General features: G+C 65.8%; 25 protein-coding genes and 2 pseudogenes. 23 read left to right on the forward strand and 4 right to left on the reverse strand.

Annotation, left to right across the window (positions count from 1 at the left end; translation table 11 throughout):
• Window positions 1-488 (reverse strand): annotated as a pseudogene (locus tag G3N64_RS30635) (ComF family protein); the annotation flags it as partial.
• Between the two features lie 81 nt (window positions 489-569).
• Here G3N64_RS30635 and G3N64_RS30640 point away from each other — a divergent pair.
• From G3N64_RS30640 to G3N64_RS30675, 8 genes are all read left to right on the forward strand, one after another.
• Window positions 570-1,535, forward strand: coding sequence for a methyltransferase domain-containing protein (locus G3N64_RS30640; protein ID WP_205787518.1), 966 nt, complete (start codon window positions 570-572; stop codon window positions 1,533-1,535).
• Window positions 1,536-1,730: 195 nt separating this feature from the next.
• Complete coding sequence (locus G3N64_RS30645) at window positions 1,731-2,255, forward strand: DUF2244 domain-containing protein (protein WP_205787545.1); 525 nt, start codon at window positions 1,731-1,733, stop codon at window positions 2,253-2,255.
• 56 nt (window positions 2,256-2,311) lie between these two features.
• Window positions 2,312-3,913, forward strand: a complete 1,602-nt coding sequence (gene coxB, locus G3N64_RS30650) for a cytochrome c oxidase subunit II (RefSeq protein ID WP_205787520.1) — start codon at window positions 2,312-2,314, stop codon at window positions 3,911-3,913.
• Between the two features lie 43 nt (window positions 3,914-3,956).
• Window positions 3,957-5,564 carry a cytochrome c oxidase subunit I gene (gene ctaD / locus G3N64_RS30655; protein ID WP_205787522.1) on the forward strand — a complete coding sequence of 536 codons (1,608 nt, stop codon included), beginning with the start codon at window positions 3,957-3,959 and terminating at the stop codon, window positions 5,562-5,564.
• A gap of 80 nt (window positions 5,565-5,644) precedes the next feature.
• Window positions 5,645-5,785, forward strand: a complete 141-nt coding sequence (locus tag G3N64_RS30660; RefSeq protein ID WP_205787524.1) for a cytochrome oxidase small assembly protein — start codon at window positions 5,645-5,647, stop codon at window positions 5,783-5,785.
• 35 nt (window positions 5,786-5,820) lie between these two features.
• Window positions 5,821-6,429 carry a cytochrome c oxidase assembly protein gene (locus tag G3N64_RS30665; RefSeq protein WP_011353276.1) on the forward strand — a complete coding sequence of 203 codons (609 nt, stop codon included), beginning with the start codon at window positions 5,821-5,823 and terminating at the stop codon, window positions 6,427-6,429.
• Window positions 6,430-6,445: 16 nt separating this feature from the next.
• Window positions 6,446-6,646 (forward strand): DUF2970 domain-containing protein, encoded by a 201-nt coding sequence (locus G3N64_RS30670; protein WP_085042138.1) that lies wholly within the window; start codon window positions 6,446-6,448, stop codon window positions 6,644-6,646.
• 138 nt (window positions 6,647-6,784) lie between these two features.
• Window positions 6,785-7,642, forward strand: coding sequence for a cytochrome c oxidase subunit 3 (locus G3N64_RS30675; RefSeq protein ID WP_205787525.1), 858 nt, complete (start codon window positions 6,785-6,787; stop codon window positions 7,640-7,642).
• Window positions 7,643-7,813: 171 nt separating this feature from the next.
• On the opposite strand, the gene G3N64_RS30680 is transcribed toward G3N64_RS30675, so the two are convergent.
• Window positions 7,814-8,023: a twin transmembrane helix small protein gene (locus G3N64_RS30680; RefSeq protein WP_205787526.1), complete on the reverse strand. Its 210-nt coding sequence runs from the start codon at window positions 8,021-8,023 to the stop codon at window positions 7,814-7,816.
• An 84-nt stretch (window positions 8,024-8,107) separates the two neighbouring features.
• Between G3N64_RS30680 and G3N64_RS30685 the strand changes: the two genes are divergently transcribed.
• From G3N64_RS30685 to G3N64_RS30705, 5 genes are read left to right on the forward strand one after another with little or no spacing between them, the layout of a single operon-like run.
• A complete protein-coding gene (locus G3N64_RS30685; RefSeq protein ID WP_241021289.1) occupies window positions 8,108-8,818 on the forward strand; it encodes an SURF1 family protein in 711 nt (236 codons plus the stop codon).
• A 60-nt stretch (window positions 8,819-8,878) separates the two neighbouring features.
• Complete coding sequence (locus G3N64_RS30690; RefSeq protein ID WP_205787528.1) at window positions 8,879-9,505, forward strand: cytochrome C oxidase subunit I; 627 nt, start codon at window positions 8,879-8,881, stop codon at window positions 9,503-9,505.
• Window positions 9,506-9,529: 24 nt separating this feature from the next.
• The gene (locus G3N64_RS30695) at window positions 9,530-10,642 is read left to right on the forward strand and encodes a COX15/CtaA family protein (protein ID WP_205787529.1); all 1,113 of its coding nucleotides are present in this window, start codon (window positions 9,530-9,532) and stop codon (window positions 10,640-10,642) included.
• 8 nt (window positions 10,643-10,650) lie between these two features.
• On the forward strand, window positions 10,651-11,553 hold the full coding sequence (gene cyoE, locus G3N64_RS30700) for a heme o synthase (protein ID WP_205787530.1): 903 nt from the start codon (window positions 10,651-10,653) through the stop codon (window positions 11,551-11,553).
• Between the two features lie 18 nt (window positions 11,554-11,571).
• Window positions 11,572-12,189: an SCO family protein gene (locus G3N64_RS30705; RefSeq protein ID WP_205787532.1), complete on the forward strand. Its 618-nt coding sequence runs from the start codon at window positions 11,572-11,574 to the stop codon at window positions 12,187-12,189.
• Between the two features lie 151 nt (window positions 12,190-12,340).
• Here the strand turns inward: G3N64_RS30705 and G3N64_RS30710 are convergent, their stop codons facing one another.
• A complete protein-coding gene (locus tag G3N64_RS30710; protein WP_039346187.1) occupies window positions 12,341-12,631 on the reverse strand; it encodes a YciI family protein in 291 nt (96 codons plus the stop codon).
• A 245-nt stretch (window positions 12,632-12,876) separates the two neighbouring features.
• On the opposite strand from G3N64_RS30710, the gene G3N64_RS30715 reads away from it, so the two are divergent.
• Window positions 12,877-14,481 (forward strand): methyl-accepting chemotaxis protein, encoded by a 1,605-nt coding sequence (locus tag G3N64_RS30715; RefSeq protein WP_205787534.1) that lies wholly within the window; start codon window positions 12,877-12,879, stop codon window positions 14,479-14,481.
• 200 nt (window positions 14,482-14,681) lie between these two features.
• Window positions 14,682-15,497, forward strand: coding sequence for a MetQ/NlpA family ABC transporter substrate-binding protein (locus G3N64_RS30720; protein ID WP_205787536.1), 816 nt, complete (start codon window positions 14,682-14,684; stop codon window positions 15,495-15,497).
• A gap of 110 nt (window positions 15,498-15,607) precedes the next feature.
• Here G3N64_RS30720 and G3N64_RS30725 read toward each other — a convergent pair whose 3' ends face one another.
• Entirely contained in the window at window positions 15,608-15,910 is a 303-nt protein-coding gene (locus G3N64_RS30725; RefSeq protein WP_205787538.1) for a VF_A0006 family four-cysteine protein, read from the reverse strand.
• A gap of 626 nt (window positions 15,911-16,536) precedes the next feature.
• Between G3N64_RS30725 and G3N64_RS30730 the strand changes: the two genes are divergently transcribed.
• From G3N64_RS30730 to G3N64_RS30765, 8 genes and pseudogenes are all read left to right on the forward strand, one after another.
• Window positions 16,537-17,127 carry a fimbrial protein gene (locus tag G3N64_RS30730; protein WP_205787539.1) on the forward strand — a complete coding sequence of 197 codons (591 nt, stop codon included), beginning with the start codon at window positions 16,537-16,539 and terminating at the stop codon, window positions 17,125-17,127.
• A 110-nt stretch (window positions 17,128-17,237) separates the two neighbouring features.
• On the forward strand, window positions 17,238-17,981 hold the full coding sequence (locus G3N64_RS30735) for a fimbria/pilus periplasmic chaperone (RefSeq protein WP_205787540.1): 744 nt from the start codon (window positions 17,238-17,240) through the stop codon (window positions 17,979-17,981).
• Between the two features lie 196 nt (window positions 17,982-18,177).
• Entirely contained in the window at window positions 18,178-20,823 is a 2,646-nt protein-coding gene (locus tag G3N64_RS30740) for a fimbria/pilus outer membrane usher protein (protein WP_205787541.1), read from the forward strand.
• Between the two features lie 101 nt (window positions 20,824-20,924).
• Window positions 20,925-22,031, forward strand: a complete 1,107-nt coding sequence (locus G3N64_RS30745; protein ID WP_205787542.1) for a fimbrial protein — start codon at window positions 20,925-20,927, stop codon at window positions 22,029-22,031.
• 230 nt (window positions 22,032-22,261) lie between these two features.
• A complete protein-coding gene (locus G3N64_RS30750) occupies window positions 22,262-23,227 on the forward strand; it encodes an ABC transporter substrate-binding protein (protein ID WP_205787543.1) in 966 nt (321 codons plus the stop codon).
• Window positions 23,228-23,366: 139 nt separating this feature from the next.
• Window positions 23,367-24,263: an ABC transporter permease gene (locus tag G3N64_RS30755; protein ID WP_021163152.1), complete on the forward strand. Its 897-nt coding sequence runs from the start codon at window positions 23,367-23,369 to the stop codon at window positions 24,261-24,263.
• A gap of 1 nt (window position 24,264) precedes the next feature.
• Window positions 24,265-25,059 (forward strand): ABC transporter ATP-binding protein, encoded by a 795-nt coding sequence (locus G3N64_RS30760; protein WP_205787544.1) that lies wholly within the window; start codon window positions 24,265-24,267, stop codon window positions 25,057-25,059.
• A 271-nt stretch (window positions 25,060-25,330) separates the two neighbouring features.
• A pseudogene (locus tag G3N64_RS30765) lies at window positions 25,331-25,649 on the forward strand (recombinase RecA); the annotation flags it as partial.

Genomic DNA, 25,649 nt, shown 5'->3' on the forward strand with positions numbered 1-25,649 from the left:
TGCCGGTGCGACAGCGGCACCGGCGCCACCAGGTCGAAGCCGCTGGCGCCGGGCGTATCGTCGATCAAGCGCGCGAGCCGTGCCGCGAATTCGGCGCCGAGCGCGAGTTGCCGGTGAAACTTCAGGCGGCGTGCGAGCCCGTCGAGCGGCGCACGATAATCCGCCAGCGCGAGCGTCGCGTCGAATGGCGGCGGCGCCGTGCGGCACGCGTCGCAACGGTACGCGGCTGAGCGGCCGGCGCCGGTGCGAGCACCGCGGACCGAGGGCGAACGCGATGGCCCGATGCCCAGCGGCAGCGCGCAGACGTCGCAGCGCAGCCGCGCTTCGTTCCAGTACGCGGCGTCGCAGGCGCCGCAAATCATGGCGTGTGACAAATTGCCGCACAGTGCGCAGCGATTCGGCAGCGCGACCGCGGCGACGCGCGTTGCCAGCACGCGAACCTGCGACAAAGCGACGCGCATCGTGTGTCGGGTGGAACGGCGGATCATCGCAACACTCCTGCCACCCCGCCTCAATGAAGCCTGCGGGGCGAGCGAGTATACTTCGGGCTCTTCGCCAGTGTGCCCGACATGTCCCCAGCTTCGACTTCAACCGGCCGTCCGGCCAATGACGCAAGGCGCCTGCGGCGGATCTTCGACCGCCGTGCCGCCACGTTCGATGCGGTCGCGTTCCTGCCGCGCGAGATCGCGCAGCGGATGAACGAGCGCCTCGAATACATCAAGGTGAGCCCCGCAGCCGTGCTGGACGCGGGCTGCGGCCCGGGCGACGACCTGCCGGCGCTGCGTGCACGCTTTCCGGAGGCGCCCGTATTCGGCGTCGACCTGTCCGGCGCGATGCTCGCGCGAGCAGGGCAGCGCGAGGTCGAGCAGACGAACTGGCGCCGCTGGCTGCCGGCTTCGCTCGGCCGCGCGCTGGGCCAGCGCGGCCCGCGTGTCGCGCAGGCCGATTTCGCCGCGCTGCCGTTCCCCGGCGGCGCGTTCGACCTGATCTGGTCGAATCTCGCCCTCCACTGGCATTCGCGCCCGGACGCGGTGCTGCCCGAATGGCAGCGCGTGCTGCGCGTGAACGGGCTGCTGATGTTCAGCACGCTCGGCCCCGACACGCTGCGCGAACTGCGCGCGGCCTGCGCGGACGCCGAAGCGGCGCTCGGCATGGCGCCGCCCGCCGCGCGCGTGATCGATTTCGTCGACATGCACGACCTCGGCGACATGCTCGTCGAGAGCGGCTTCGAGATTCCCGTGATGGATCAGGAAGTGCTGACCGTCACCTACAAGACCCCCGACTCCCTGCTGGCCGACGTGCGCCGCTGGGGCGCCTATCCGTTCGACCGCGCGGCGCCGCAGCGCGCGACGCGGCGCTTTCGCGCGGCGCTCGGCGACGCGCTGGAGGCGCGCCGGCGCGCGGACGGCACGATTCCGCTGACGTTCGAAGTGATCTACGGCCACGCGTGGAAGGCCGTGCCGCGCACGACCGCCGAAGGGCACGGGATCGTGCGCATCGAGGACATCGGAAAGGGGCGTCCGAAGAATCGGTAAAGCGGTAAAGAGGGGTTTTGTTATGTCTGAAATTAGCGGCGCAAAGCGGGGTCGAATTGGCGCCTGAAATGGCCGGAAAGCTTGTCGCGCTTGGCTCGCGGGCCGATAGTCGCTTGCTTGTGGATGCCATTGAACCCGCCTATAATGCGTCAGCTTGTCGTCCCGGGGTCCCCGCAATACGGGGCGACGAGTCCGATGCAGGCATGCATCGCATGCCATTCGCGTGAGGCGGCGATGGAAGCAGCGAGGGTTTTGGCGGAGACGACGAACGGCGAGCCGGTTCTCGAAGACTGGCTGATGAAACGCAACTGTTCGGCGTCGCCGCGCCAGTTCGTGCTGTTTTACGTGTCGCTCGCGGGCTTCTCGCTGGTGATCGCGACATTGCTGATGTGGCAGGGGGCTTGGCTCGTCATGCCCTTCACCGGAATCGAGTTGCTGGCGGTAGGTGTCGCATTTGCGATCTATGCTCGCCATGCGGTCGATTACGAGCGCATCAGGCTGTATCCGCACCGGCTCGTGATCGAGCGGATGGATGCGGAGCGGCTCACGCAGATCGAATTCAACCCGCGCTGGGTGCGGGTCGAGCCGGGTGCGACGCCACGCGATCCGATTCGGCTGGTATCGCGCGGGCAGACCGTCGTAATCGGGCAGCATCTCGCGCAGCACAAGCGTGCGCAGTTCACCGACGAACTGCGCGTATCGCTCAGGCGCTGCGGCTGACGAGGCAGGGCACCAGCCGGATACCGGCCGGCGGCTTGCGACGGGGGAGGGTTTGAATGGAAATTTTGGGTAAGGATGCTATGAAAACAATCAAGCGAGCCCTCACGGGCGTGCTGGCATGCAGCGGATTGCTCTTTGCCGGTGCCGCCCTGGCGGTCGGTGATAGCCCGGGCGGCCCCCGCGTCAACGAGATCAACTTTCAGCCGCCGGTCACGAAGATCGCCGAGGAGCTCTACGATCTCCACACGATGATGCTGATCCTGTGTACGGTGATCTTCGTCGGCGTGTTCGGCGTGATGTTCTATTCGATCTTCGCGCACCGCAAATCCAAAGGCCACAAGGCCGCCAATTTCCATGAAAGCACGACCGTCGAGATCATCTGGACGATCGTGCCGTTCGTCATCGTCGTGCTGATGGCGCTGCCGGCGACGAAGGCCGTCGTCGCGATGAAGGACACGACGAACGCCGATCTCACGATCAAGGTCACCGGCTACCAGTGGAAGTGGGGCTACGACTACGTGAAGGGCCCGGGCGAGGGCATCGGCTTCCTGTCGACGCTCAGCACCCCGCGCGACGAAGTGATGGGCAAGAAGCCGATCACCGACACCTATCTGCAGGAAGTCGACAACCCGCTCGTCGTGCCGGTCAACAAGAAGATCCGCATCATCACGACCGCGAACGACGTCGTCCACTCGTGGTACGTGCCCGCGTTCGGCGTGAAGCAGGATGCGATCCCCGGCTTCGTGCGCGACACGTGGTTCAAGGCCGACAAGGTCGGTACGTTCCGCGGTTTCTGTACCGAGCTGTGCGGCAAGGAACACGCGTACATGCCGGTCGTGGTCGAAGTCCTGTCGGATGACGACTACGCGAAGTGGGTCACCGCGCAGAAGGCCAAGCTGGCCAGCGCCGCAGTCGATCCGAACAAGGTCTACACGATGGCCGAACTCGTCGCGCACGGCGAGGAAGTCTACAAGGCGAACTGCGCGGCCTGCCACCAGGTGAGCGGCAAGGGCCTCGGCGCATTCCCGGCCATGGACGGCAGCCCGATCGTGAACGGCCCGATCGCCGGCCACGTCGAGCGCGTGCTGCACGGCAAGGGCGCGATGCCGTCGTGGGCGTCGCTGTCGGATCTCGACATCGCCTCGGTCGTCACGTACGAACGCAATTCGTGGGGCAACCACAAGAACGACCTGCTGCAGCCGAAGCAAGTGGCCGACGCGCGTAACGGCAAGATGCCGGAAGACGCGGCGGGCGCAGCGGCAGCCGCACCGGCCGAAGCGGCTTCGGCGCCGGCGCAAGCCGCATCGGGCGCTGCCGAGCAGCCGGCGGCAGCGTCGGCATCGGCTGCCCTGTCGACGATCTACTTCGAGACGGGCAAGAGCGTGCTGCCGGCCGACGCGAAAGCGGCGATCGCCGCCGCGGCCGACTATGCGAAGGCACATCCGGACGCGAAGCTCGCGCTGTCGGGCTTTACCGACAAGACGGGCTCGGCCGACGCGAACGCCGAACTGGCGAAGCATCGTGCACAAGCCGTGCGCGACGCGCTGAAGGCAGCAGGCGTGGCGGAAGACCACATTATTCTCAAAAAGCCGGAAACGATCACGGGCGGGGCGGACGCGAAGGAAGCCCGGCGTGTCGAGATCGGCCCGGCGGCTTGACGTGTCGCTGAGTTAGTCGACGTATTCGCATTAGGAGATTCTCATGTCTAGCATCGGGCACGACGTAGCCGCGGACCACGCGCACGACGACCACGCGCACGAAATGCCGCACGGCTGGCGGCGCTGGCTGTTCGCCACCAACCACAAGGACATCGGTACGCTGTACCTGTTGTTCTCGTTCATCATGTTCCTGTCGGGCGGCGTGATGGCGCTCGCCATCCGGGCCGAGCTGTTCACGCCCGGCCTGCAGATCATGCGTCCGGAGTTCTTCAACGAACTCACGACGATGCACGGCCTGATCATGGTGTTCGGCGCGATCATGCCGGCGTTCGTCGGCTTCGCGAACTGGATGATTCCGCTGCAGATCGGCGCGTCCGACATGGCGTTCGCGCGGATGAACAACTTCAGCTTCTGGCTGCTGCCGGTCGCGGCCGTGCTGCTGGTCGGTTCGTTCTTCGCGCCGGGCGGCGCGACGGCTGCCGGCTGGACGTTGTACGCGCCGCTGTCGACGCAGATGGGCCCGGGCATGGACTTCGCGATCTTCGCGGTGCACATCATGGGTGCGTCGTCGATCATGGGCGGGATCAACATCGTCGTGACGATCCTGAACATGCGCGCACCGGGCATGACGCTGATGAAGATGCCGATGTTCGCGTGGACGTGGCTGATCACCGCGTACCTGCTGATCGCCGTGATGCCGGTTCTGGCAGGCGCGATCACGATGGTGCTGTTCGACCGCCACTTCGGCACGTCGTTCTTCAACGCGGCAGGCGGCGGCGACCCGGTGATGTACCAGCACATCTTCTGGTTCTTCGGCCACCCCGAGGTGTACATCATGATTCTGCCGGCGTTCGGGATCGTGTCGCAGGTGATCCCGGCGTTCGCACGCAAGACGCTGTTCGGTTATAGCTCGATGGTGTACGCGACGGCTTCGATCGCGATCCTGTCGTTCATGGTCTGGGCGCACCACATGTTCGCAACGGGCATGCCGGTCACCGGCCAGCTGTTCTTCATGTACGCGACGATGCTGATCGCGGTGCCGACGGGCGTGAAGGTGTTCAACTGGCTCGCGACGATGTGGCGCGGCTCGATGACGTTCGAAACCCCGATGCTGTTCGCGATCGGCTTCCTGTTCGTGTTCACGTTCGGCGGCCTGACGGGCCTGATGCTCGCGATGGCGCCGCTCGACATCCAGTATCACGGCACCTACTTCGTGGTGGCGCACTTCCACTACGTGCTGGTGGCCGGCTCATTGTTCGCGCTGTTCTCGGGCTGGTATTACTGGGCGCCGAAGTGGACGGGCTGGATGTACAACGAGACGCGCGGCAAGATCCACTTCTGGGCGTCGATGATCTTCTTCAACCTGACGTTCTTCCCGATGCACTTCGTCGGTCTCGCAGGCATGCCGCGTCGCTATGCGGACTACCCGGCGCAGTTCACGGACTTCAACCAGGTGGCGACGATCGGCGCATTCGGTTTCGGCCTCGCACAGGTGTACTTCCTGTTCGCGGTCGCGCTGCCGGCCTACCGTGGCGGCGGCGAGCTGGAAAAGGCGTCGGACAAGCCGTGGGATGGCGCGACGGGCCTCGAGTGGACGGTGCCGAGCCCGGCTCCCTTCCACACGTTCGAGCAACCGCCGCACGTCGAGTAAGTTTCACAGTGCGCTCCGCCGCTGCCTGCCGCGCAGGCAGGCGCGGCGGGCGCGGAGTTGGAATTTCAGCGAAGTTTCAGATGAACCGGAATCCACAACAAAGACGAACGCCCGAGCAGATCCGCGCGGGCAACAAGCGGCTCGGCTTCACCCTGCTCGTCATCGCCGCCGTTTTTTTTGTGGGTGTCGTGATCAAGCAGTGGTGGCTGTCCACTCACTGATGCAGCAACAGACGCAGTAGCGAGGAAGTTGTCGTATGTCGAAGCCGGAAGAGGGCGCCGTCGATCGGGCGTTCAATCGTTCGATGCTGGTGAAGCTCTTCGTCGTGGCCGGGCTGATGTTCGGTTTCGGCTTCGCGCTGATCCCGATGTATCGGGCGATCTGCCAGATCACCGGCATCAACAACCTGGTGCAGCGCGATGTCAGCGAGCGCGAGGTGAAGAACTCGCAGGTCGACACCAGCCGCACGGTGTCGGTCGAGTTCGATGCGAACGCACGCGGGCCGCTCGGTTTCAAGCCGGAGCACAACAGTCTCGACGTGCATCCGGGTGAGCTGACGACGATCGTGTACGACGTGACGAACGGGCAGGGCCGGCCGGTCGTTGCACAGGCGATTCCGAGCTACGCGCCGAAGCAGGCGACGGAGTTCTTCAAGAAGATCGAGTGCTTTTGCTTTACGCAGCAGACGCTGGCCGCGAACGAATCGCGCAAGATGCCGGTGGTGTTCGTGATCGATCCGAAACTGCCGAAGGACGTGAAGACGATCACGCTGTCGTACACGTTCTTCGAGCTGAATACGCCGGCCACACCGGCGCCCGCGCCGGGCAAGACCGCGGCGCAGGGCGCGGCGAAGCCGGATGCATGACGACGGAGGCGGGGCGATGACGGAGGGCAAGCGGGGCGGGTCGTTCGGCCAGGCGCTGAAAGCGGTGCTGTGGTCGTTCTTCGGGGTGCGCAAGCGGCGCGACCTGGAGGCCGACGCGACGCAGCTGAATCCGCTGCACGTGCTGATCGTGGCGCTGCTGGCGGCCGGTGTGTTCATCGGCGTGCTGATCCTGATCGTGCGGGCCGTCGTGGGCTGAAGCCCGCGACCACGAAAGAATGCAGTGCGCGGCGCCACGGCGCCGCGTGCAGGAAGGAGCGGCGGTGGTCACGCCGCGCAAGAAATAAAGCCGGAGCGGTTTCCGGTACACAAATTGGACTGAAGTGGAGAATCAAGCATGAGCGGTCAAAACCAGACCCCGTACTATTTCGTGCCGCATCCGTCGCAGCATCCGATCAGCGCGGCCATCGGCCTGCTGATCATGCTCGGATCGACAGCGCTGTGGATCAACGGTCACGACTGGGCGCCGTTTACGGCGCTGCTCGGCCTGCTTTGGTTGCTCTTCACGCTGTATCACTGGTTCGGCGACGCGATTGCCGAATCGGAAGGCGGTCACTACGGCAAGAACGTCGACAAGTCGTACCGCTGGAGCATGAGCTGGTTCATCTTCTCGGAAGTCATGTTCTTCGGCGCGTTCTTCGGGGCGCTGTTCTATGCCCGTGAAATCGCGCTGCACCAGCTCGGCAGCCTCGACTACAAGCTGATCTGGCCGGATTTCTCCGCCGTGTGGCCGAACGAAGGCCCCGCCGCGCTCGCCGGTCACTTCAAGACGATGGGCCCGTGGCCGATCCCGACGCTGAACACCGCATTCCTGCTGTCGTCGGGCGTGACGCTGACGATCTCGCACCACGCGCTGCGTGACGATCATCGCAAGAAGGCGATCGCATGGCTGGCCGCGACGCTCGCGTTCGGTATCTGCTTCCTGTTCCTGCAGGGCTTCGAGTACTACCACGCGTACAACGAACTGAACCTGACGCTGAACTCGGGCGTGTACGGTTCGACGTTCTTCCTGCTGACGGGCTTCCACGGTTTCCACGTGTTCCTCGGCGGCACGATGCTCGCGGTGGTACTGGTGCGGATGATTCGCGGCCACTTCAAGCCCGATCACCATTTCGCATTCGAAGGCGCCGCGTGGTACTGGCACTTCGTCGACGTCGTCTGGCTCGGCCTGTACGTCGTCGTCTACTGGCTGTAAATGGAACAACGGCCCGCGCAGCAATGCGCGGGCCGTTTTCATTGGGTCGGCCGGGCAGCGTGGCTGCCGGCCTTCACCACCCGGGCGCCGCCGCGACTCAGTCAGGCGGCGCTTTTGCTTGGTGCCGTGGCCGTGCGGCGAAATGTCACAGCGGCCGCGGCGGCAAATCGATCAACGCTCGATCAGCAGGCCGGTCGAATGGATCCAGCCCATCCCGTTCGCGATCAGGATGAGCAGGAACAGCGACACCGACAGCCCGACGCGGGTGGCGAGCGACCAGACCATGCGTTTCGTGTGGCCGCGGTCGTGCATCATGAAGTAGAGCGCCGAGCCCATGCTGGCAATGATGAGGACGAAGGCGATGGGAACGAGTATGTGCATGACACGAACCGGACGACGGCAATTCGAAAGGAAGGGGATAATTATCGCACTTCGCTTGTCAGCCCGTGCCGGGCGGGCCGCATGATGAAGATTCGCTGGCTGCCTGCGCTGCTGATCCTCGTCGTCGTCGCGGTCACGATCCGTCTCGGTTTCTGGCAGCGCGACCGCGCGCACCAGAAGGAAGCGCTGCAGGCGAGCATCGAGCGCTACGAGCAGGCGGCGCCCGTCGACGTCGGCGCGCAGCCGATTCCGCTCGCGTCGATCGAGTTCCATCGCGTGCGTGCGACGGGCCGTTTCCTGGCCGATCAAGCCGTGTTCCTCGACAATCGGCCGTATAACGACCAGCCGGGTTTTTACGTCGTGATGCCGTTTAAACTCACGGACGGCGGCGTCGTGCTCGTGAACCGCGGCTGGCTGCCGCGCAATATCGCCGATCGCACGGCGATCGAGCCGTTCGCGACGCCCGCCGGCGACGTCGAGATCGTGGGCATCGCGCGCGCCGACGCGTCGCGTGCGTTCGAACTCGGCGAAGGCGGGTCGGCGGCGCACCAGAAGATCCGGCAGAACCTGGACGTCGCCGCGTATGCGAAGGAAACGGGGCTGCCGCTGCAGCCGTTCGTGATCCAGCAGACGAGCGACGACGGCGACAAGCTCGTGCGCGACTGGCCGGCGGCGACGACCGGCGTCGAGCGCAATTACGGTTACATGTTTCAGTGGTGGGCGATGGCGGCGGCCGCGCTCGGCTTCGGCCTGTACGCCGCGCGGCGTGCGGCGAAGAAGTCGGCCGGCGCGTGAGCGCCATGCCAGGACGCGGCGCCGGCGCCGCGGGTTCGTTTCGAGAGGTCTGATTTGTCCATGCAATCTTCCCGTCAGGGTCCGGCCGCCGCGCCGATGTCGCAGGCGGCCCGCAAGCGCGGCCGCTGGATGCTCGTGCTGCTGGGTCTCGTGTGCGCCGCACCGATCATCGCGTCGTACTTCACCTATTACGTGATCAAGCCGAAGGGCGGCTCGACCAACTACGGCACGCTGATCGAGCCGCAGCGTCCGATCCCCGCGGATCTGCAGGTGACCGACGAAACCGGCAAGACCGTGCCGCTGTCGTCGCTGCGCGGCGTGTGGCTGTTCGTGATGACCGACAGCAGCGCGTGCGACGACGCCTGCGCGAAGAAGCTCTATTTCATGCGCCAGATCCGCGTCACGCAGGCGGGCGAGCGGCACCGGCTCACGATGGTGTGGCTGCGCAGCGATGCGGGCGCGACGCCGCAGAAGGTGCTGGATGCGTATCCCGAGACGCGCCGTCTCGTCGCCGACCCGGCCGCGGTGGCCGCGTGGCTGCCGGCCGACGCGGGCACGAAGGACAGCGACCACATCTACATGGTCGATCCGAACGGCAACCTGATGATGCGCTTCCCGAAGGATCCGAACCCCAGCAAGATCAAGTCGGACGTGACGAAGCTGCTGAAGTGGTCGAGCATCGGCTAAGGCAAGACGAGAGGCAATGAACCGATGTCGTATCTACTGCAACTCGGCCTGATCGGCTTCTGCATCGCGCTGCTGCCGCTGTCGTACGTGTGGGTGAAGGCCGACGACAACAAGTTTCGCAAGCTGGTGTGGATCACCACCTTCCTGACGCTCGACCTGGTGATGTTCGGCGGCTTCACGCGGCTGACCGATTCGGGGCTCGGCTGCCCCGACTGGCCCGGCTGCTACGGCACGTCGTCGCCGTTCATCGCGCACGCCGCGATCACGGCCGCGCACCAGGCCATGCCGACCGGCCCCGTCAGCATGACGAAGGCGTGGATCGAGATGATCCACCGTTATTTCGCGATGGCGATCGGCGTGCTGATCATCGCGCAGGTCGTGATCGCGTGGTCCGCACGGCTGCGCCGCCGCCCGCTGCACGTGTCGCCGTGGTGGCCGACCAGCCTGCTGCTGCTGATCCTCGTGCAGGGTGCGTTCGGCGCGTGGACGGTCACGATGAAGCTGCAGCCGGTGATCGTCACGATCCACCTGCTGCTCGGCCTCATGCTGCTCGGCACGCTCGGCTGGCTCGCGGCGCGGCAGACGCCGCTGCCGTCGTACGATCCGGAAGCCGGCCGCTATCGCGCGGCCGCGCTCGCGGCGCTCGTGCTGCTGGTCGTGCAGATCGCGCTCGGCGGCTGGGTGAGCACCAACTACGCGGTGCTCGCGTGCACCGACTTCCCGACCTGCAACGGCCAGTGGATCCCGCCGATGGACTTCCAGCACGGCTTCCACCTCTGGCGTGCGCTCGGGATGACGAAGGACGGCGACGCGATCACGCAGGACGCGCTGGTCGCGATCCACTGGACGCACCGCACGTTCGCGTTCGTCGTGGTCGCGTACCTGGTCGCGTTCGCGCTGAAGATGCGCCGCTTCGAATCGCTGCGGCGGCCCGCGAACGGCGTGCTGCTGGTCGTCCTGCTGCAGTTCGTGACGGGCCTGACCAACATCGTGCTGCAGTGGCCGCTGCCGGTCGCCGTCGCGCACAACGGCGGGGCCGCGATCCTGCTGCTGCTCGTCGTCATGTTAAACTTTCGCATCCTTTCAAGCCGCCCCGGCCGTGTCGCGCAGCCTGCGCGCGACGCCGCCCCGGCGTGACCGCCCCCATGCAAAGCACCCTTTCCCAATCGCCCGGTAGCCGGTTTTCGCAGTACATGGCGCTGACGAAGCCGCGTGTCACGCAGCTCGCGGTGTTCTGCGCGGTGATCGGCATGTTCCTCGCGACGCCGGGCATGGTGCCGTGGCATGTGTTGATCGGCGGCACGATCGGCATCTGGCTGCTGGCCGGCGCCGCGTTCGCGATCAACTGCCTCGTCGAACAGAAGATCGACGCGATGATGCGCCGTACCGCATGGCGCCCGTCCGCGCGCGGCGAGATCACGACCCCGCAGATCCTGCTGTTCTCCGCCGTGCTCGGCAGCGTCGGCGCATGGACGCTCTATACGTTCACGAACCCGCTGACGATGTGGCTGACGATCGCCACCTTCGTCGGCTACGCGGTGATCTACACGCTGCTGCTCAAGCCGATGACGCCGCAGAACATCGTGATCGGCGGCGCATCGGGCGCGATGCCGCCGGCGCTCGGCTGGGCCGCGGTCACCGGCGCGGTGCCGGGCGACGCGTGGATCCTCGTGCTGATCATCTTCGTGTGGACGCCGCCGCATTTCTGGGTGCTCGCACTCTATCGCCGCAAGGATTACGAGAACGCGGGGCTGCCGATGCTGCCCGTCACGCACGGCGAGAAGTTCACGCGGCTGCACATCCTGCTGTACACGGTCATCCTGTTCGCGGTCACGCTGATGCCGTTCATCTCCGGGATGAGCGGGGCCGTCTACCTGACGAGCGCGGTGCTGCTCGGCGCGGTGTTCCTCGGGTATGCGTGGAAGATCCATCGCGACTATTCGGACGAACTCGCCCGCAAGGCCTTCCGCTACTCGATCGTCTACCTGTCGCTGCTGTTCGCCGCGCTGCTCGTCGATCACTATGCACGCCCGCTGCTCGGCGTATAACCGCACGGTTTGAACGCAATGCTCCAATCACGGTTCGGGCGCCGCGCGCGCCAAGGCTGGATGCTCGCATGCGCATTCACGGCAGCGCTGCTGCTCGCCGGATGCGACAACGCGCCGAAATTCCAGAATCTCGACATCACCGGCAACACGCAGTTCGGCAGCGACTTCTCGCTGCCCGATACGGCCGGCAAGGTGCGCACGCTCGCCGACTTCAAGGGCAAGGCTGTCGTGATGTTCTTCGGCTATACGCACTGTCCGGACGTGTGCCCGACGACGATGGCCGAGCTGTCCGAAGCGCTGAAGCAGCTCGGGCCCGATGCCGCGAAGCGCGTGCAGGTGCTGTTCGTCACCGTCGATCCGGAGCGCGACACGCCGGCGCTGCTCGGCCAGTACGTGCCCGCGTTCGATCCGTCGTTCATCGGGTTGCGGCCGGCCGACGAAGCGGCACTGAAGAAGGTCACGAAGGATTTCCGCGTGTACTACGCGAAGGTGTCCGGCAAGGCGCCCGGCAGCTACACGATGGATCACACCGCCGCGAGCTACGTGTTCGACCGCGACGGCAAGCTGCGCCTGTTCGTGCGCGACGGCCAGGGTCCCGCCCCGTGGGTCCACGACCTGAAGCTGCTGGTCGACTGACCGGCAGCCGCCGGGCGCCCGGCCCGGCGATCACGTGACGGCCGCCACGCGCCGTCACGCTTTCCCTCTCGCTTCGTTGTTCGCATGCACCGCCTGTCGGGCGGCGTGCCGGGCTGCGCGCGTATCGCGCCGATGTCGCGCAGGTGTCGTGTTACGGCAGCGCCGGCACGTTGAAGCCGGATGCGGCACGCGTGATCCGGAATTCCGTCACGCGATACGTGGCGAGCCCCTCGGTGACGAACGGATCGGTCTTCAGGATCGCGTCCAGCTCGTCGCGATCGATGCGGGCCGCGAGGATCACGCCGCCTTCACGCGGCACCTTCGGCCCCGCCGCGATGAAGATGCCCTTGTCGAACTGCGGCTGCAGAAAGGCGCGATGGCGTTCGAGCGCGTCGTCGATGCGTTCGAGCGATGCGGTGTAGTGGATGTCGATGACGTACATGGATGGCCCTCGGAATGGCGCCGGCGCTTTGTGTGCCGGCCAGCCGGTCTTTTTAGCACAGCGGATGTGGACTGTCGCGCCGGCGGTCGCGGTGCGGGGGGGCGGGCGGCATACCGATCGCCGGTTCGCGGCGCCCCCTCGTATTCAAGTTGTAAGCCTCGGTGCCGTAATTAGATGGACAAGCGTTTGCGCGTGGCAGGCCGTTCGCGCGCAGCGTGCGCATCGACATCGACAAAGGCACGCAGATGAGCAGAATGAGTTTGAACCGCAAGCTGTGGCTCGCGCTTGCGCTGGTATGGATCGGTCTCCTGGGCGTCGGCGCATGGAGCGCGTACGAGACGCGCGCGACGATGCTCGCCGAACGCAAGACGGGCATCGCGAATCTCGTCGATTCGGCGGCCGGCATCGTGAAGGCCTATCACGCGCTCGCGCAGAGCGGCACGCTGCCCGAGGCCGACGCGAAGCGCGACGCGCTCGCGAGCCTGGCCGCGATGCGCTACGGCGATTCGGGCTACGTGTTCGTGATGGACTCGAAGCCGGTCGTGCTGATGCATCCGACGCTGCCGAAGCTGGTCGGCACGCAGGTCGGCGACTATCTCGACCCGGACGGCAAGCCGCTGTTCGTCACGATCCTGAACGCGGCGAAGGAAACCGGCAGCGGCTTTGCCGAGTATCGCGGGCGCCTGCCGCACAGCGAGACCGCCGTGCCGAAGATCAGCTACGTCACGCGCTTTACGCCGTGGGACTGGAACATCTCGAGCGGCATCTTCCTGAAGGACATCGACACCCTCTATTACCAGACGCTGCTCGGCCACCTCCTGGTCGTGTTCGTGATCGGCTTCGTGATCAGCGCGGCGATGCTGGTGATCATCCGCAACGTGCGCAGCAGCCTCGGCGGCGAGCCGGACGAAGCGGCCGCGCTCGCGACGCGCATCGCGCAGGGCGACCTGACGCAGCCGGTGCCCGTGCGCGCGGGCGACCGTACGAGCATGATGGCCGCGATGCACGACATGCAGGCACGGCTGCAGGCGACGATTGGCGGGATTCGCCAGTCGGCCGGCTCGATCGCGTCGGCGAGCCGCCAGATCTCGGCCGGCAACGACGACCTGTCGCAGCGCACCGAGGAGCAGGCCGCGTCGCTGGAAGAAACCGCCGCGAGCATGGAGCAACTGACCGCGACCGTGAAGCAGAACGCCGACAATGCGCGGCAGGCGAGCGGGCTCGCGAACAACGCATCGGAGATCGCGCGCACGGGGAGCGACGTCGTGAACCGCGTGATCGGCACGATGGGCGAGATCGACGACAGTTCGCGCAAGATCGCCGACATCATCGGCGTGATCGAGGGCATTGCGTTCCAGACCAACATCCTTGCGCTGAACGCGGCGGTCGAAGCCGCGCGTGCGGGCGAGCAGGGCCGCGGGTTCGCGGTGGTCGCGGGCGAAGTGCGTTCGCTCGCGCAGCGCAGCGCGACGGCCGCGAAGGAGATCCGCGAGCTGATCGTCGACTCGGTCGAGCGCGTGCGCAACGGGTCGACGCTGGTCGGCCAGGCCGGCACGACGATGGGCGAGATCCTGCAGGCCGTCGCACGCGTGACCGACATCATGGGCGAGATCGCGGCCGCGTCCGAAGAGCAGGCGAGCGGCATCACGCAGGTCGGGCGCGCGGTCACGCAGATGGACCAGGTGACGCAGCAGAACGCGGCGCTCGTCGAGGAGGCTGCTGCCGCCGCCGCGTCGCTGCAGGAACAGGCCGCGCGGCTGCGCGATGCGGTCGGCGCGTTCCGGGTCGGCGGGCAGGCGGTCGAACCTGCATTGGGCACGAAGGTGGCCGACCAGGCGGCGGTGGCGTAACGCGCTCAGGCTGATGCGCAACCCGCATAAACGCAACTAACGGCCGATTCGCGCAACCCCTGCCAGCCCCGCTGCGGTGCATACCCATATGAGCGGGATGTATTTCACTTCCCGCCGATCCTGTGACACCATTTGCCCCTTCCTGCGAGCCGGGGCATACCCGTATCGCGCCCCATTTTTAGTAAGCAAGCGAGAAACAGATGAAGCGTCGCAGTCTCCTGAAGGTATTTTCCGTGCTGGCCACCGGTGCAGCGCTGACGCTGTCGGCAGGCGCACACGCCGAAGACAAGGTGATCAAGGTCGGCACGGTTGCCGGCCCGGATTCGGAAGTGTGGCAACTCGTGCAGAAGGTCGCGAAGGAGAAGGAAGGCCTGAACGTGAAGGTCATCGAGTTCAACGACTACGTGCAGCCGAACGCGGCGCTCGACTCGGGCGACCTCGACGCGAACAGCTTCCAGCACCAGCCCTACCTCGACAGCCAGGTGAAGCAGCGCGGCTACAAGATCGTCAGCGCGGGCCTGACCTACATCTCGCCGATGGGCGTGTACTCGAAGAAGTTCAAGGCGCTGAAGGACCTGCCGCAAGGCGCGAAGCTGGCGGTGCCGAACGATCCGTCGAACGAGAACCGCGCACTGCTGCTGCTGCAGACGCAAGGCGTGATCAAGCTGAAGGCGGGCGCCGGCACGGGCGGCAACAACGCGACGGTGCTCGACATCGCCGAGAACCCGAAGAAGCTGAAGATCTCCGAACTCGACGCCGCGCAACTGCCGCGCGTGCTGTCGGACGTCGACGCTGCCGTGATCAACACGAACTACGCGCTCGCCGCGAACCTGCAGCCGACCAAGGACGCGATCGCGCTTGAAGCGCTGACGAGCCCGTATGCGAACCTGATCGCCGTGCGCGCGAAGGACAAGGACCAGCCGTGGGTGAAGAAGCTGGTCAAGGCGTACCAGTCGCAGGAAGTGAGGGAGTTCATCAAGAAGCAGTTCAAGGGCTCGATGGTCGCGTCGTTCTGAGCGCCGCATACCGGTCGAACCGTTGAATGAACAGGGCCTGCATCGCGCAGGCCCTTTTTCATTGGCGCGGCCGAGCGGCCGCCGCAGGGTATGTCGCGTCCAGCGCCGGCTCACATGTCGCCGCGCCGTGAGCAGATCGACATGATCTGCTGGATCGCATAGTTGTCGCGCACGCCCGGCAGCGACTGCACGACGCACTCGTGAAAGCGCCGCTCGCGCGGCAGCAGCATCGCGTTGTTGCGATACAGCGCGTCGCAGGAGCGCTGGATCAGCTGGGCCGCCGCACCGTTGCGGCTTTCGCGCAGCGCATTGAGCATGCAGTCGTCGTATTGCGCACTGCCGTCGGTCAGCGCGAACGCCGCGGTCGGCAGTACCACGGCCGCGCATGCGATCGCACGGATTCCCCGTTTCATGTGCCCTCCGGTGGTGTGGCTGGGTCGGCGGTCAGCATAGCGTAAAGCGGCAAGGGCGGCTGACGCGTTGCGCCGATGGCGCCGTGGGCCACTGGCCGGCCGGGCGTGTTTTTGTCGGCGGTGCGACGTGCAAGAGGCGCCGATTCTCATCGCGGCCGTTTCGTCCGCGCGAGAGCAAGACTGAAGTGGAATATCGCGCGCCGGATGAGGCAATATAAAAATCATATATTTAAAATATTTCGGAATGGCCGGGCGATATATTCACATGTCGCCGTCATTTGTTTGACGGGGGCGATTATTTTCCCGTCGCGCGGTTCCTCGTCATTCCAGCGCCAGGCCAGTCGACGATTCGACGATGCCGGATCGTGGAACCCCTCACCTTGCTACAAATTCTAGCCGAATGCTTGCGTTATACGTCTGAACAAAGCGGCGGTACGATTTGCTTTGGGAGATTTTAGTACTAGTCCTATTATTTTCGATTCCATTCTCGTACTTTCTAATATGGCGAGCCTTCGTCGAAAAAACAATAATGAGACATGAACCGCGCCCCGTCAATTTAAATGCAAGGTCCTGAAATGATGAATGCGCGTTTCATATCGTCAATAACCGTTTTTGAGATCAACATAATGAAACTCGCAACCAGCACCAAAGTTATTTCGACGCTTCTGGCCGTCGCGGGCCTGGGTCTGATGTCGGCCGCCCACGCGGCAGACGGCACCATTACGTTCACCGGCAACGTGACGGCGGCAACCTGCAAGATCGACGGCGCCGCCGCGGGCACCACGTCCAACAAGGCAGTCGCCATGCCGACGGTCAGCACGGGTGCGCTGAACGCAGCCGGCGCGGTCGCGGGCCGCACCGCCTTCGGTTTTAAGCTGACGGGTTGCGCGGTGGATACCGAAACGTCGAAGGGCAACCCCACCAAGGTCCAGGTCGGGTTCGAGAACGCAACGAACGTAACGGCCGACGGCAAGCTGTCGCTCGACAAGGGCACGGCCGAGGCACCCGCGGCGACGAATGTCGTGCTTCAGCTCCTGAACGACCAGCAGAACCCGGTCAAGGTTGGCGCGAACGCCCCGGACCAGAACTCGCAGGTCGTCTCGATCGGCGCGGACGGTGCCGCCCAGCTGAACTTCTTCGCCGAGTACCTGGCGACGGGCGCGGCAGTCGGCGGTTCGGCGAACTCGAAGGTTCAGTACTCGATCGTCTACCAGTAAGCCTCACGCTCACACGAAGGCCCGCCTGCCGGCGGGCCCGGCGGCGTGTCTCGCACGCCGCCGCTCTTCCGCCCGTCGGTCACAACGACTAGAAAACCGTCCGAGTCATCATGAACGTCATCATCAAATCGCTCCGTACCATCGCACTGGCCACTGTCCTGATCGCTTCGCAAGCCGGCGCGAGCGTCGTGATCTCGGCGACCCGCGTCATCTTCCCGGGCAGCGAGCGCGAGGTGACGATCAAGCTCTCGAACGAAGGTTCGGCGCCGGCGTTGGTCCAGGCCTGGATCGACAAGGGCGACGCGAACGCATCGCCCGACACCATCGACGCGCCGTTCGTGCTCACGCCCGCGATGTTCCGCCTGGAGCCGAGCAAGGGGCAAACCTTGCGGTTGATGTATACGAACGAGCCGCTTCCCGCCGACAAGGAATCGCTGTTCTGGCTCAACGTGCTGGAGATCCCGCCGAAGGCCGCGGCAAGCGACGCTCACAACCAGCTTCAGGTCGCGTTCCGGACGCGCATCAAGATTCTGTTTCGTCCGCAGGATCTGCCGGGCAAGGCACACGACGCGCCGGCGCAGGTTCGCTGGCAGATCGCGCGCGGCCCGGAAGGCCGCTACGCGTTGAAGGCGACCAACCCGACGCCTTACGTCGTCAATATCGGCAGCGTACAGCTTCGTTCGGGCACGCATCAATACGACGCCGGTGCCGGCTACATCCTGCCAGGCGGCACGCAGGAATTCCCCGTTGCGGATCTCAAGGCACCGCCGACGGCGGACGCCAAAGTCAGGTTCGGCAGTATCAATGACTGGGGTGCGTCGACCAACAACGAAATGCCCGTAGCAATGCGGTAACGCTGCACGGGCCGTCGGCCAGCCGTCTGACGCGGGCATTCGCATTCGCGCAGGTGCGCCGAGCCGGCGGTAACCCGGCGTCGACTCGACGTCGGGTTGTCCCCCCCGAATCGATATCGCCCTCCGCGTGTGCCGAACGGCCGCACCCATGCGCTCGCGTTCGAATCCAATTTACTACCAATAGGAGTCCTGCGGAATGATCTCGCCGATCCGGCATCCTCGTCCGGATGCAATCTGCTTGCCGCGGCTCAGGCCGATGTGCATGCTGGTGCTGTCCAGCCTCGCCGCGTGGTCGGCTGACGGCCGCGCGGATGCCGGCCATTCCGCGCCTGCCGATTCGATGACGATGCAGGTCGCGCAGGTCGACCTCGCGCAGACACAGTTCGCGCAGGTGCAGTTCGATCCGGATTTCGTGAACAACGGCAACGGCCGCGCGGTCGACATCAAGCACTTCGAGCGCGGCAACTTCACCGCGCCGGGCACGTACGGCGTCGACCTCGTCGTCGGCCAGGACTGGGTCGGTCGTTACGACATCGCATTCAAGGCCGCGCCGGGCACGCCGGAAGCGCAGCCGTGCTTCGACGAGAAGGTCTTGCACCGTATCGGCATCGACTTCGCCAGGCTGCCTGCGGAAATCGTCGCGGCGATCACGGACAAGGGCGAATGCCGGCGTATCGGCCAGATCGTGCCCGAGGCGAGCGCGTCGTTCGACTTCAGCGAACAGCGCCTGACGCTCAGCATCCCGCAGGCGTCGTTGTTGCGCAGCGCGCGCGGCTACGTCAGCCCCGATCAGTGGAGCGACGGCGTGCCCGTCGGCATGCTCGACTACAACCTGAACGTCTACAGCTCGAAGACCAAGGGCAGCCGCGCGGACACACAGGGCTATCTCGGGCTGAACGGCGGCGTCAACATCGGCAACTGGCATTTCCGTCACAACGGTTCGTACGCGTGGTCCGAGCGCGGCGGCGGCCGCTATCAGGATATTGCAACCTACATGCAGCGGGATCTGCCGTCGCTGTCGTCGCAGCTCGTGATCGGCGAAACGTTCACGTCCGGCGAGCTGTTCGATTCGACGCAGTTCCGTGGCGTGCGGCTGTCGAGCGACGACCGGATGTTGCCCGACTCGCTGCGCGGCTATGCGCCGGTCGTGCGCGGCGTCGCGAACACGAACGCCAAGGTGACGATTCGCCAGAACGGCATGACGCTGTACGAGACGACCGTTTCGCCGGGGCCGTTCGAAATCAGCGACCTGTATCCGACCGGCTATGGCGGCGACCTGCGCGTGTCCGTCACCGAAGCGGACGGGGCGGTGCACACGTTCTCCGTGCCCTATGCGTCGGTCCCGCTGTCGCTGCGCCCCGGCATCCAGCGCTACAGCTTCGTCGCGGGTGCGCTGCGCAGCCAGCAGAACACCAGAAATCCGCTGTTCGCGCAGGTCACCTACCAGCGCGGCCTGACGAATCTGTTGACCGCCTATGGCGGCGTCACGGTCGCGGCAGGTTACGCATCGGCGATGGCGGGCGGCGCGTTCAATACGCGATTCGGCGCGTTCGGCGTCGACTTCACGCAGGCCGCCACGTCGATCCCCGGTGTGAAGCGCTTCAGCGGCTCGAGCCTGCGGGTCAGCTACTCGAAGTCCGTCGCGCCGACCGGCACCGATGTGTCGATCGCCGCGTATCGCTATTCGACCAACGGCTATTTCAACCTCAACGACGCGATGAGCGCGCGCGATGCGGTCCGCACCGGCTATTCCGTGGATACCGTCGGGCGGCAGCGCAATCGCGCGTCGCTGATGGTCAGTCAGCGTCTCGGCGAGAAAGGCGGGCAGCTGAGCGTGACCGCGTCGGCATCGAACTACTGGAATCGCGCGGGCTCGGACGTCAACTATTCCGTCGGGTACAACAACTCGTTCAGGAATGTGTCGTACAGCCTGTCGGCGACCCGTCAGCGCGGCCAGGGCAACCAGGCGAGCACGCTGTACTACGCGAGCGTGTCGATTCCCCTCGGCAAGTCCAGCCCGATGATGCTGACGGGCAACGTGTCGCGCGATACGGAAGGCCGTACGCAGCTGCAGTCGATGCTGTCGGGCTCGCTCGGCGTGGACAACGACCTGTCGTACAGCCTCGCCGCGAACCACACGAACGGGCAGGGCAACGCGAGTACCGACGGCAGCGGCAGCCTCACGTACCGCGCACGCTTCGCGGAACTCAATCTCAGCGCCGGCGGCAGTTCGAACTATCAGCAGGGTTCGATCGGCATTCGCGGTGCGGCAGTCGCCCACCCGGGTGGCATCACGCTGTCGCAGCCGCTGTCGGAAACCTTCGGCATCGTCGAGGCGAAAGGCGCGGAAGGCGCGCGCGTCACGAACGCGTCCGGCGTGCGGGTCGACAGCAGCGGCTATGCGATTGTGCCTTACCTCACGCCGTACAACATGAACACCGTCGAAATTGACCCGAAAGGGATCTCGATGGACGTCGAATTGAAGGAAACCAGTCAGCAGGTCGCGCCGCGTGCCGGCGCCGTGCCGCTGCTCAAGTTCGACACCGACACCGGGCGCGCGGCCGTGATCCAGGCGCGCAGGTCGGACGGCACGCCGCTGCCGTTCGGCGCGGCGGTCAGCGACGAAGCGGGCAAGAGCCTCGGCGTCGTCGGTCAGGCGAGCAGGATCTTTGCCCGCGGGCTGAAGGACAAGGGCGAGCTCACGGTGACGTGGGGCGACGATGTGTCGTCGGGCTGTCGCATCGCGTACGACCTGCCGGTCCGGCAAGGCCGGAACAAGGCCCGGGCCTTCGAGCAGTTCAAGGGCGTTTGCGAGGCGACGACGAGCGCGGCGGCGCTTTGATTTCATGGTGACGCTCGTTACCCATCCATCAGGCTGGCCGTATTCATGGCTCGTCGGAAGTCGACGCGACGGCAGTCGGCCAAAACCAGACAGGAACGTTTATGAAGTGGACAAATGCAGGCGCCGATGGCGTCACGCGACGATCGTCGAGGCACGCCGCAGCGGCGGGGAGGTTTGTGCGCTTCCTGATGCTGTGTCCGATGCTCTGGTGCGGATATGCCGTTGCCGGTTGTCAGCCGAGTATGGGTTATCCGACCATTTCGCCCACACTCCCGGCTACGCTCAGCGTGACGCAGGACGGAACGGGTGTCGGCATTCAGTTTCCATCGTCCACGCCTGCAACCTTGGCTGTTGCAGAGATCGCAGATATTGGCGCTTCATGCATGTATGACGAGTTCGTCATCAGTCCGGCCGGGGTGCCTATTCCCAACATGACATACAAAACGAGCACCGGCGCGGTCGCTGCCGTCTTCGAAACCGGAATACCTGGCGTGGGATATGCATTGGAGGTGATGTCCACGTCGGGGGCAGTCGCATGGGTTGCGATGGGCGCGGGCGATACGTCGGTGCCGGTCGCGCCAATAAATAAAAGCATACTGAATGGACGGGTGACATATGTTGCTGCCGGGCCTCTCGCGACGGGCTCCTATACGTCCAGAAGGCAGGTGCTCTTCAACTTCCGCGTGAAGTACAAGGGGAATTTCGTGTCGAGCAGCACGGCTTCGACGGCGCTGAGCGCGGCGAGCATGAACGTAACGGCAAGAACGTGCAAGATCACGTCCGGCACATCCAGAACGGTGCAGTTGCCCAGCCTGTATTCAGGCAGCCTGAAAGTGGTCGGCGATGTCGCCCCGGCGCGGTCGGCGCCATTCTCGTTCGATCTGCGGTGCGACGCGAACCTGAGCATTTACGCGACGCTGAGCGACGTGACGAATCCCGCGAATACCAGCGACGTACTGAGCCTTGGCCGTGGGTCGAAGGCTGCGGGCATCGGGATTCAGATCCTGAAAAAAGGTACCGATACGCCGTTGCGTTTTGGCCCGGACTCGTCGGCCAAGGGCAATACGAACCAGTGGCTGGTCGGACGGTCCACCACGGCCAACACGATGATCCCCGTGCCGTTCGAAGCGAGATATATCAAGACGGCCGAGAAGATCACGCCGGGCATCGTGGAAGCACTCGGCACGATCACGTTTTCTTACCAGTAGCACGGCTTCGACCGCCCGGCGCCGGGCAGCCAAGGCCGCTTCCGGTGCGTCGCGCGAAAGCGAGGCGTCAGGTGGTGGTCTGCGGAAATGGTATCCTCGTGCGTTCGCCGCTGCACGCCTTCCCGGGGCGTGCGGGCCGGCCGCCGCCGTGTTGCACGTGCGGCAGTGCCTGCCTGACGGCGGCGGGAATCCATCATCCAGAACCGACACAATACGGGGGAGACACACCCATGAAGCGTTTCAAGACTTTCGCGATCCGTTCGATCACGGCTGGCGTCGCCGCACTCGCGCTGGCAGGCGCCGCGCATGCACAGACCGTCAAGGTGCTGTCGATCGTCGACCACCCGGCGCTCGATGCGATCCGCGACGGCGTGCGCGCCGAACTGAAGGCGGAAGGTTACGGCGACGACAAGCTCAAGTGGGAGTACCAGAGCGCGCAGGGCAACACGGGTACGGCCGCGCAGATCGCGCGCAAGTTCGTCGGCGACCAGCCCGACGTGATCGTCGCGATCGCGACGCCGGCCGCGCAGGCGGTGGTCGCGTCGACGAAGAGCGTGCCGGTCGTCTATTCGGGCGTGACCGATCCGGTCGCCGCGCAGCTCGTGAAAGGCTGGGGCCCGTCGGGCACCAACGTGACCGGCGTGTCCGACAAGCTGCCGCTCGATCGCCAGGTCGCGCTGATCAAGCGTGTCGTGCCGACGGCGAAGACGGTCGGCATGGTCTACAACCCGGGCGAGGCGAACTCGGTCGTCGTCGTGAAGGAGCTGAAGGCGCTTCTCGCGAAGCAGGGGATGACGCTGAAGGAAGCGGCCGCGCCGCGTACCGTCGACATCGGCCCGGCCGCGAAGAGCCTGATCGGCAAGGTCGACGTGATCTACACGAACACCGACAACAACGTCGTATCCGCGTACGAAGCGCTCGTGAAGGTCGCGAACGAAGCGAAGATCCCGCTCGTCGCCGGCGACACCGACAGCGTGAAGCGCGGCGGCATCGCGGCGCTCGGCATCAACTACGGCGACCTCGGCCGCCAGACGGGCAAGGTCGTCGCGCGCATCCTGAAGGGCGAGAAGCCGGGCGCGATCGCGTCGGAAACGAGCAGCAACCTCGAACTGTTCGCGAACACGGGCGCGGCCGCGAAGCAGGGCGTGACGCTGTCGCCGGATCTGCTCAAGGACGCGAAGACGGTCATCAAGTAAGCCGCGGCCCGACCGCCGCGCTTGCGGGCCCGATCCGGGCCTGAACGACACCGCCGGACGGGCGGCTCCCACCCGGGGCCGCCCGTTCGCTTCGCCCGGCCGTACACGTCCGGCCGGGAAGCAACAGGATTTCCCCATCATGTCTCTGTTCTCGTTTCTGGGCGCCCTGGAGATCGGCCTGATCTTCAGCCTCGTCGCCCTCGGGGTGCTGATCTCGTTTCGCATCCTCAACTTCCCCGACCTCACCGTCGACGGCAGCTTTCCGCTCGGCGGCGCCGTCGCCGCGACGCTGATCTCCGCCGGCTACGACCCGTTCAGCTCGACCTGCATCGCGATCGTCGCGGGCGCGGTGGCCGGCTTCATCACCGGCTGGCTCAACGTGCGCCTGAAGATCATGGACCTGCTCGCCAGTATCCTGATGATGATCGCGCTCTATTCGGTGAACCTGCGGATCATGGGCCGGCCGAACGTGCCGCTCATCACCGAGCCGACCGTCTTCACCGTGCTGCAGCCCGACTGGATGCCCGACTACGTGCTGCGCCCGGCGCTGCTCGCAATCGTCGTCGTGGTCGCAAAGCTCGGCCTCGACTGGTTCTTCTCGTCGCAGCTCGGCCTCGCGATGCGTGCGACCGGCGCGAACCCGCGGATGGCGCGTGCGCAAGGCATCGCGACCGGCCGCGCGACGCTCGCCGGGATGGCGCTGTCGAACGCACTCGTCGCGCTTGCCGGCGCCCTGTTCGCGCAGACGCAGGGCGGCGCGGATATCTCGATGGGGATCGGCACGATCGTGATCGGGCTGGCCGCGGTGATCATCGGCGAGACGTTGCTGCCGGCGCGCCGGCTCGTGCTGACGACGCTCGCCGTCGTGCTCGGAGCGATCGTCTACCGCTTCTTCATCGCGCTTGCGCTCAACAGCGAATTCATCGGGCTGAAGGCGCAGGACCTGAACCTCGTGACGGCCGCGCTCGTCACGATCGCGCTGGTGCTGCCGGCGACGCGCAAGAAGCTGTTCGCGCGCAAGAACGGAGGGGCCTGACATGCTGTCCGCACAAGACCTGAAACTCACGTTCAATCCCGGCACGCCGATCGAGACGCGCGCGCTGCGCGGGCTGTCGCTCGAGATTCCCGACGGCCAGTTCGTCGCGGTGATCGGCTCGAACGGCGCCGGCAAGTCGACCTTCCTCAATGCGATCAGCGGCGACCAGGCCGTCGATGCGGGACGCATCTCGATCGACGGCACGGACGTCACGCGCCAGGCCGCGTGGGATCGCGCGCACCTCGTCGCGCGCGTGTTCCAAGATCCGATGGCCGGCACCTGCGAGGCGCTGACGATCGAGGAGAACATGGCGCTCGCGATGGCGCGCGGCGCACGGCGCGGCTTCCGGGCCGCGCTCGACCGGCCGTCGCGCGAGCTGTTCCGCGACAAGCTGCGTCTTCTGAACCTCGGTCTCGAGAACCGGCTGACCGACCGGATCGGGCTGCTGTCGGGCGGCCAGCGGCAGGCGGTGAGCCTGCTGATGGCGTCGCTGCGGCCGTCGCGGATCCTGCTGCTCGACGAGCACACGGCCGCGCTCGATCCGAAGACGGCCGCGTTCGTGCTGGAGCTGACCGCGCGCATCGTCGCCGAGAGCAAGCTGACGACGATGATGGTCACGCACAGCATGCGGCAGGCGCTCGACTACGGCGACCGCACGGTGATGCTGCACCAGGGGCAGGTCGTGCTCGACGTGTCGGGCGACGCGCGCAAGGGGCTCGACGTGCCGGACCTGCTGCAGATGTTCGAGACGGTGCGTCACGAGCAGCTCGACGACGACGCGTTGCTGCTCGGCTGACGGGCGGCGGGCCGGTGCGGTGCGGGGGGCTGCATCGTGCCGGTTCGGCCGCGGGTTGGCGTCCAGGCCCGGCCGGGCGATTCGGGCCGGATGGCGGTGGAGCGCGTTCGGGCGGCACGATCCGGCCACGCCCGCTCCGGCGCGGCGTAACATGACGGCCGCGCTCGCTTTCCCGTCGTTTTTCTTCTGACGAAAACCGGTTTCGCACCGGTGCTGTGCGACGCGAGCGCATTGCCATATACTGTATATCCATACAGTTGTGGGTGGCGTCATGCTCGCATCCTCCATTTCTCCCGAATCCCTTCATCCGTCGCTGTGGCGCGGCTCGCAGCTCGCGCGCGGCGGTCCGCGCACGATCGAGACCGGCTTCGCACCGCTGTCGGCCGAGTTGCCGGGCGGCGGCTGGCCGGTCGGCGGGCTCGTCGAACTGCTGGCCGCGCAGCCGGGCTGCGGCGAGATGCGGCTGCTCGCCCCCGCGCTCGCGCGCACCGTCAGTGCCCGGCGGCCCCTCGCGCTCGTCGCGCCGCCGCAGTCGCCGCATGCGACCGTGCTCGCCAGTCTCGGCGTGCCGGCCGATGCGTTGTTGTGGC

This window comes from Burkholderia sp. Ac-20344 (assembly GCF_017104975.1).
GTDB lineage: Bacteria > Pseudomonadota > Gammaproteobacteria > Burkholderiales > Burkholderiaceae > Burkholderia.

Bases quoted from the DNA above. Each gene is read 5' to 3' on its own strand.
- G3N64_RS30740 (WP_205787541.1), top strand. From the start codon at position 18,178: ATGATCTCGCCGATCCGGCATCCTCGTCCGGATGCAATCTGCTTGCCG.
- G3N64_RS30685 (WP_241021289.1), top strand. From the start codon at position 8,108: ATGAAGATTCGCTGGCTGCCTGCGCTGCTGATCCTCGTCGTCGTCGCG.
- G3N64_RS30750 (WP_205787543.1), top strand. From the start codon at position 22,262: ATGAAGCGTTTCAAGACTTTCGCGATCCGTTCGATCACGGCTGGCGTC.
- G3N64_RS30730 (WP_205787539.1), top strand. From the start codon at position 16,537: ATGAAACTCGCAACCAGCACCAAAGTTATTTCGACGCTTCTGGCCGTC.
- G3N64_RS30675 (WP_205787525.1), top strand. From the start codon at position 6,785: ATGAGCGGTCAAAACCAGACCCCGTACTATTTCGTGCCGCATCCGTCG.
- G3N64_RS30670 (WP_085042138.1), top strand. From the start codon at position 6,446: ATGACGGAGGGCAAGCGGGGCGGGTCGTTCGGCCAGGCGCTGAAAGCG.
- G3N64_RS30645 (WP_205787545.1), top strand. From the start codon at position 1,731: ATGCAGGCATGCATCGCATGCCATTCGCGTGAGGCGGCGATGGAAGCA.
- G3N64_RS30690 (WP_205787528.1), top strand. From the start codon at position 8,879: ATGCAATCTTCCCGTCAGGGTCCGGCCGCCGCGCCGATGTCGCAGGCG.
- G3N64_RS30725 (WP_205787538.1), bottom strand. From the start codon at position 15,910: ATGAAACGGGGAATCCGTGCGATCGCATGCGCGGCCGTGGTACTGCCG.
- G3N64_RS30760 (WP_205787544.1), top strand. From the start codon at position 24,265: ATGCTGTCCGCACAAGACCTGAAACTCACGTTCAATCCCGGCACGCCG.
- cyoE (WP_205787530.1), top strand. From the start codon at position 10,651: ATGCAAAGCACCCTTTCCCAATCGCCCGGTAGCCGGTTTTCGCAGTAC.
- G3N64_RS30665 (WP_011353276.1), top strand. From the start codon at position 5,821: ATGTCGAAGCCGGAAGAGGGCGCCGTCGATCGGGCGTTCAATCGTTCG.
- G3N64_RS30695 (WP_205787529.1), top strand. From the start codon at position 9,530: ATGTCGTATCTACTGCAACTCGGCCTGATCGGCTTCTGCATCGCGCTG.
- G3N64_RS30710 (WP_039346187.1), bottom strand. From the start codon at position 12,631: ATGTACGTCATCGACATCCACTACACCGCATCGCTCGAACGCATCGAC.
- G3N64_RS30660 (WP_205787524.1), top strand. From the start codon at position 5,645: ATGAACCGGAATCCACAACAAAGACGAACGCCCGAGCAGATCCGCGCG.
- G3N64_RS30715 (WP_205787534.1), top strand. From the start codon at position 12,877: ATGAGCAGAATGAGTTTGAACCGCAAGCTGTGGCTCGCGCTTGCGCTG.
- G3N64_RS30705 (WP_205787532.1), top strand. From the start codon at position 11,572: ATGCTCCAATCACGGTTCGGGCGCCGCGCGCGCCAAGGCTGGATGCTC.
- G3N64_RS30720 (WP_205787536.1), top strand. From the start codon at position 14,682: ATGAAGCGTCGCAGTCTCCTGAAGGTATTTTCCGTGCTGGCCACCGGT.
- coxB (WP_205787520.1), top strand. From the start codon at position 2,312: ATGGAAATTTTGGGTAAGGATGCTATGAAAACAATCAAGCGAGCCCTC.
- G3N64_RS30755 (WP_021163152.1), top strand. From the start codon at position 23,367: ATGTCTCTGTTCTCGTTTCTGGGCGCCCTGGAGATCGGCCTGATCTTC.
- G3N64_RS30735 (WP_205787540.1), top strand. From the start codon at position 17,238: ATGAACGTCATCATCAAATCGCTCCGTACCATCGCACTGGCCACTGTC.
- G3N64_RS30680 (WP_205787526.1), bottom strand. From the start codon at position 8,023: ATGCACATACTCGTTCCCATCGCCTTCGTCCTCATCATTGCCAGCATG.
- ctaD (WP_205787522.1), top strand. From the start codon at position 3,957: ATGTCTAGCATCGGGCACGACGTAGCCGCGGACCACGCGCACGACGAC.
- G3N64_RS30745 (WP_205787542.1), top strand. From the start codon at position 20,925: ATGAAGTGGACAAATGCAGGCGCCGATGGCGTCACGCGACGATCGTCG.
- G3N64_RS30640 (WP_205787518.1), top strand. From the start codon at position 570: ATGTCCCCAGCTTCGACTTCAACCGGCCGTCCGGCCAATGACGCAAGG.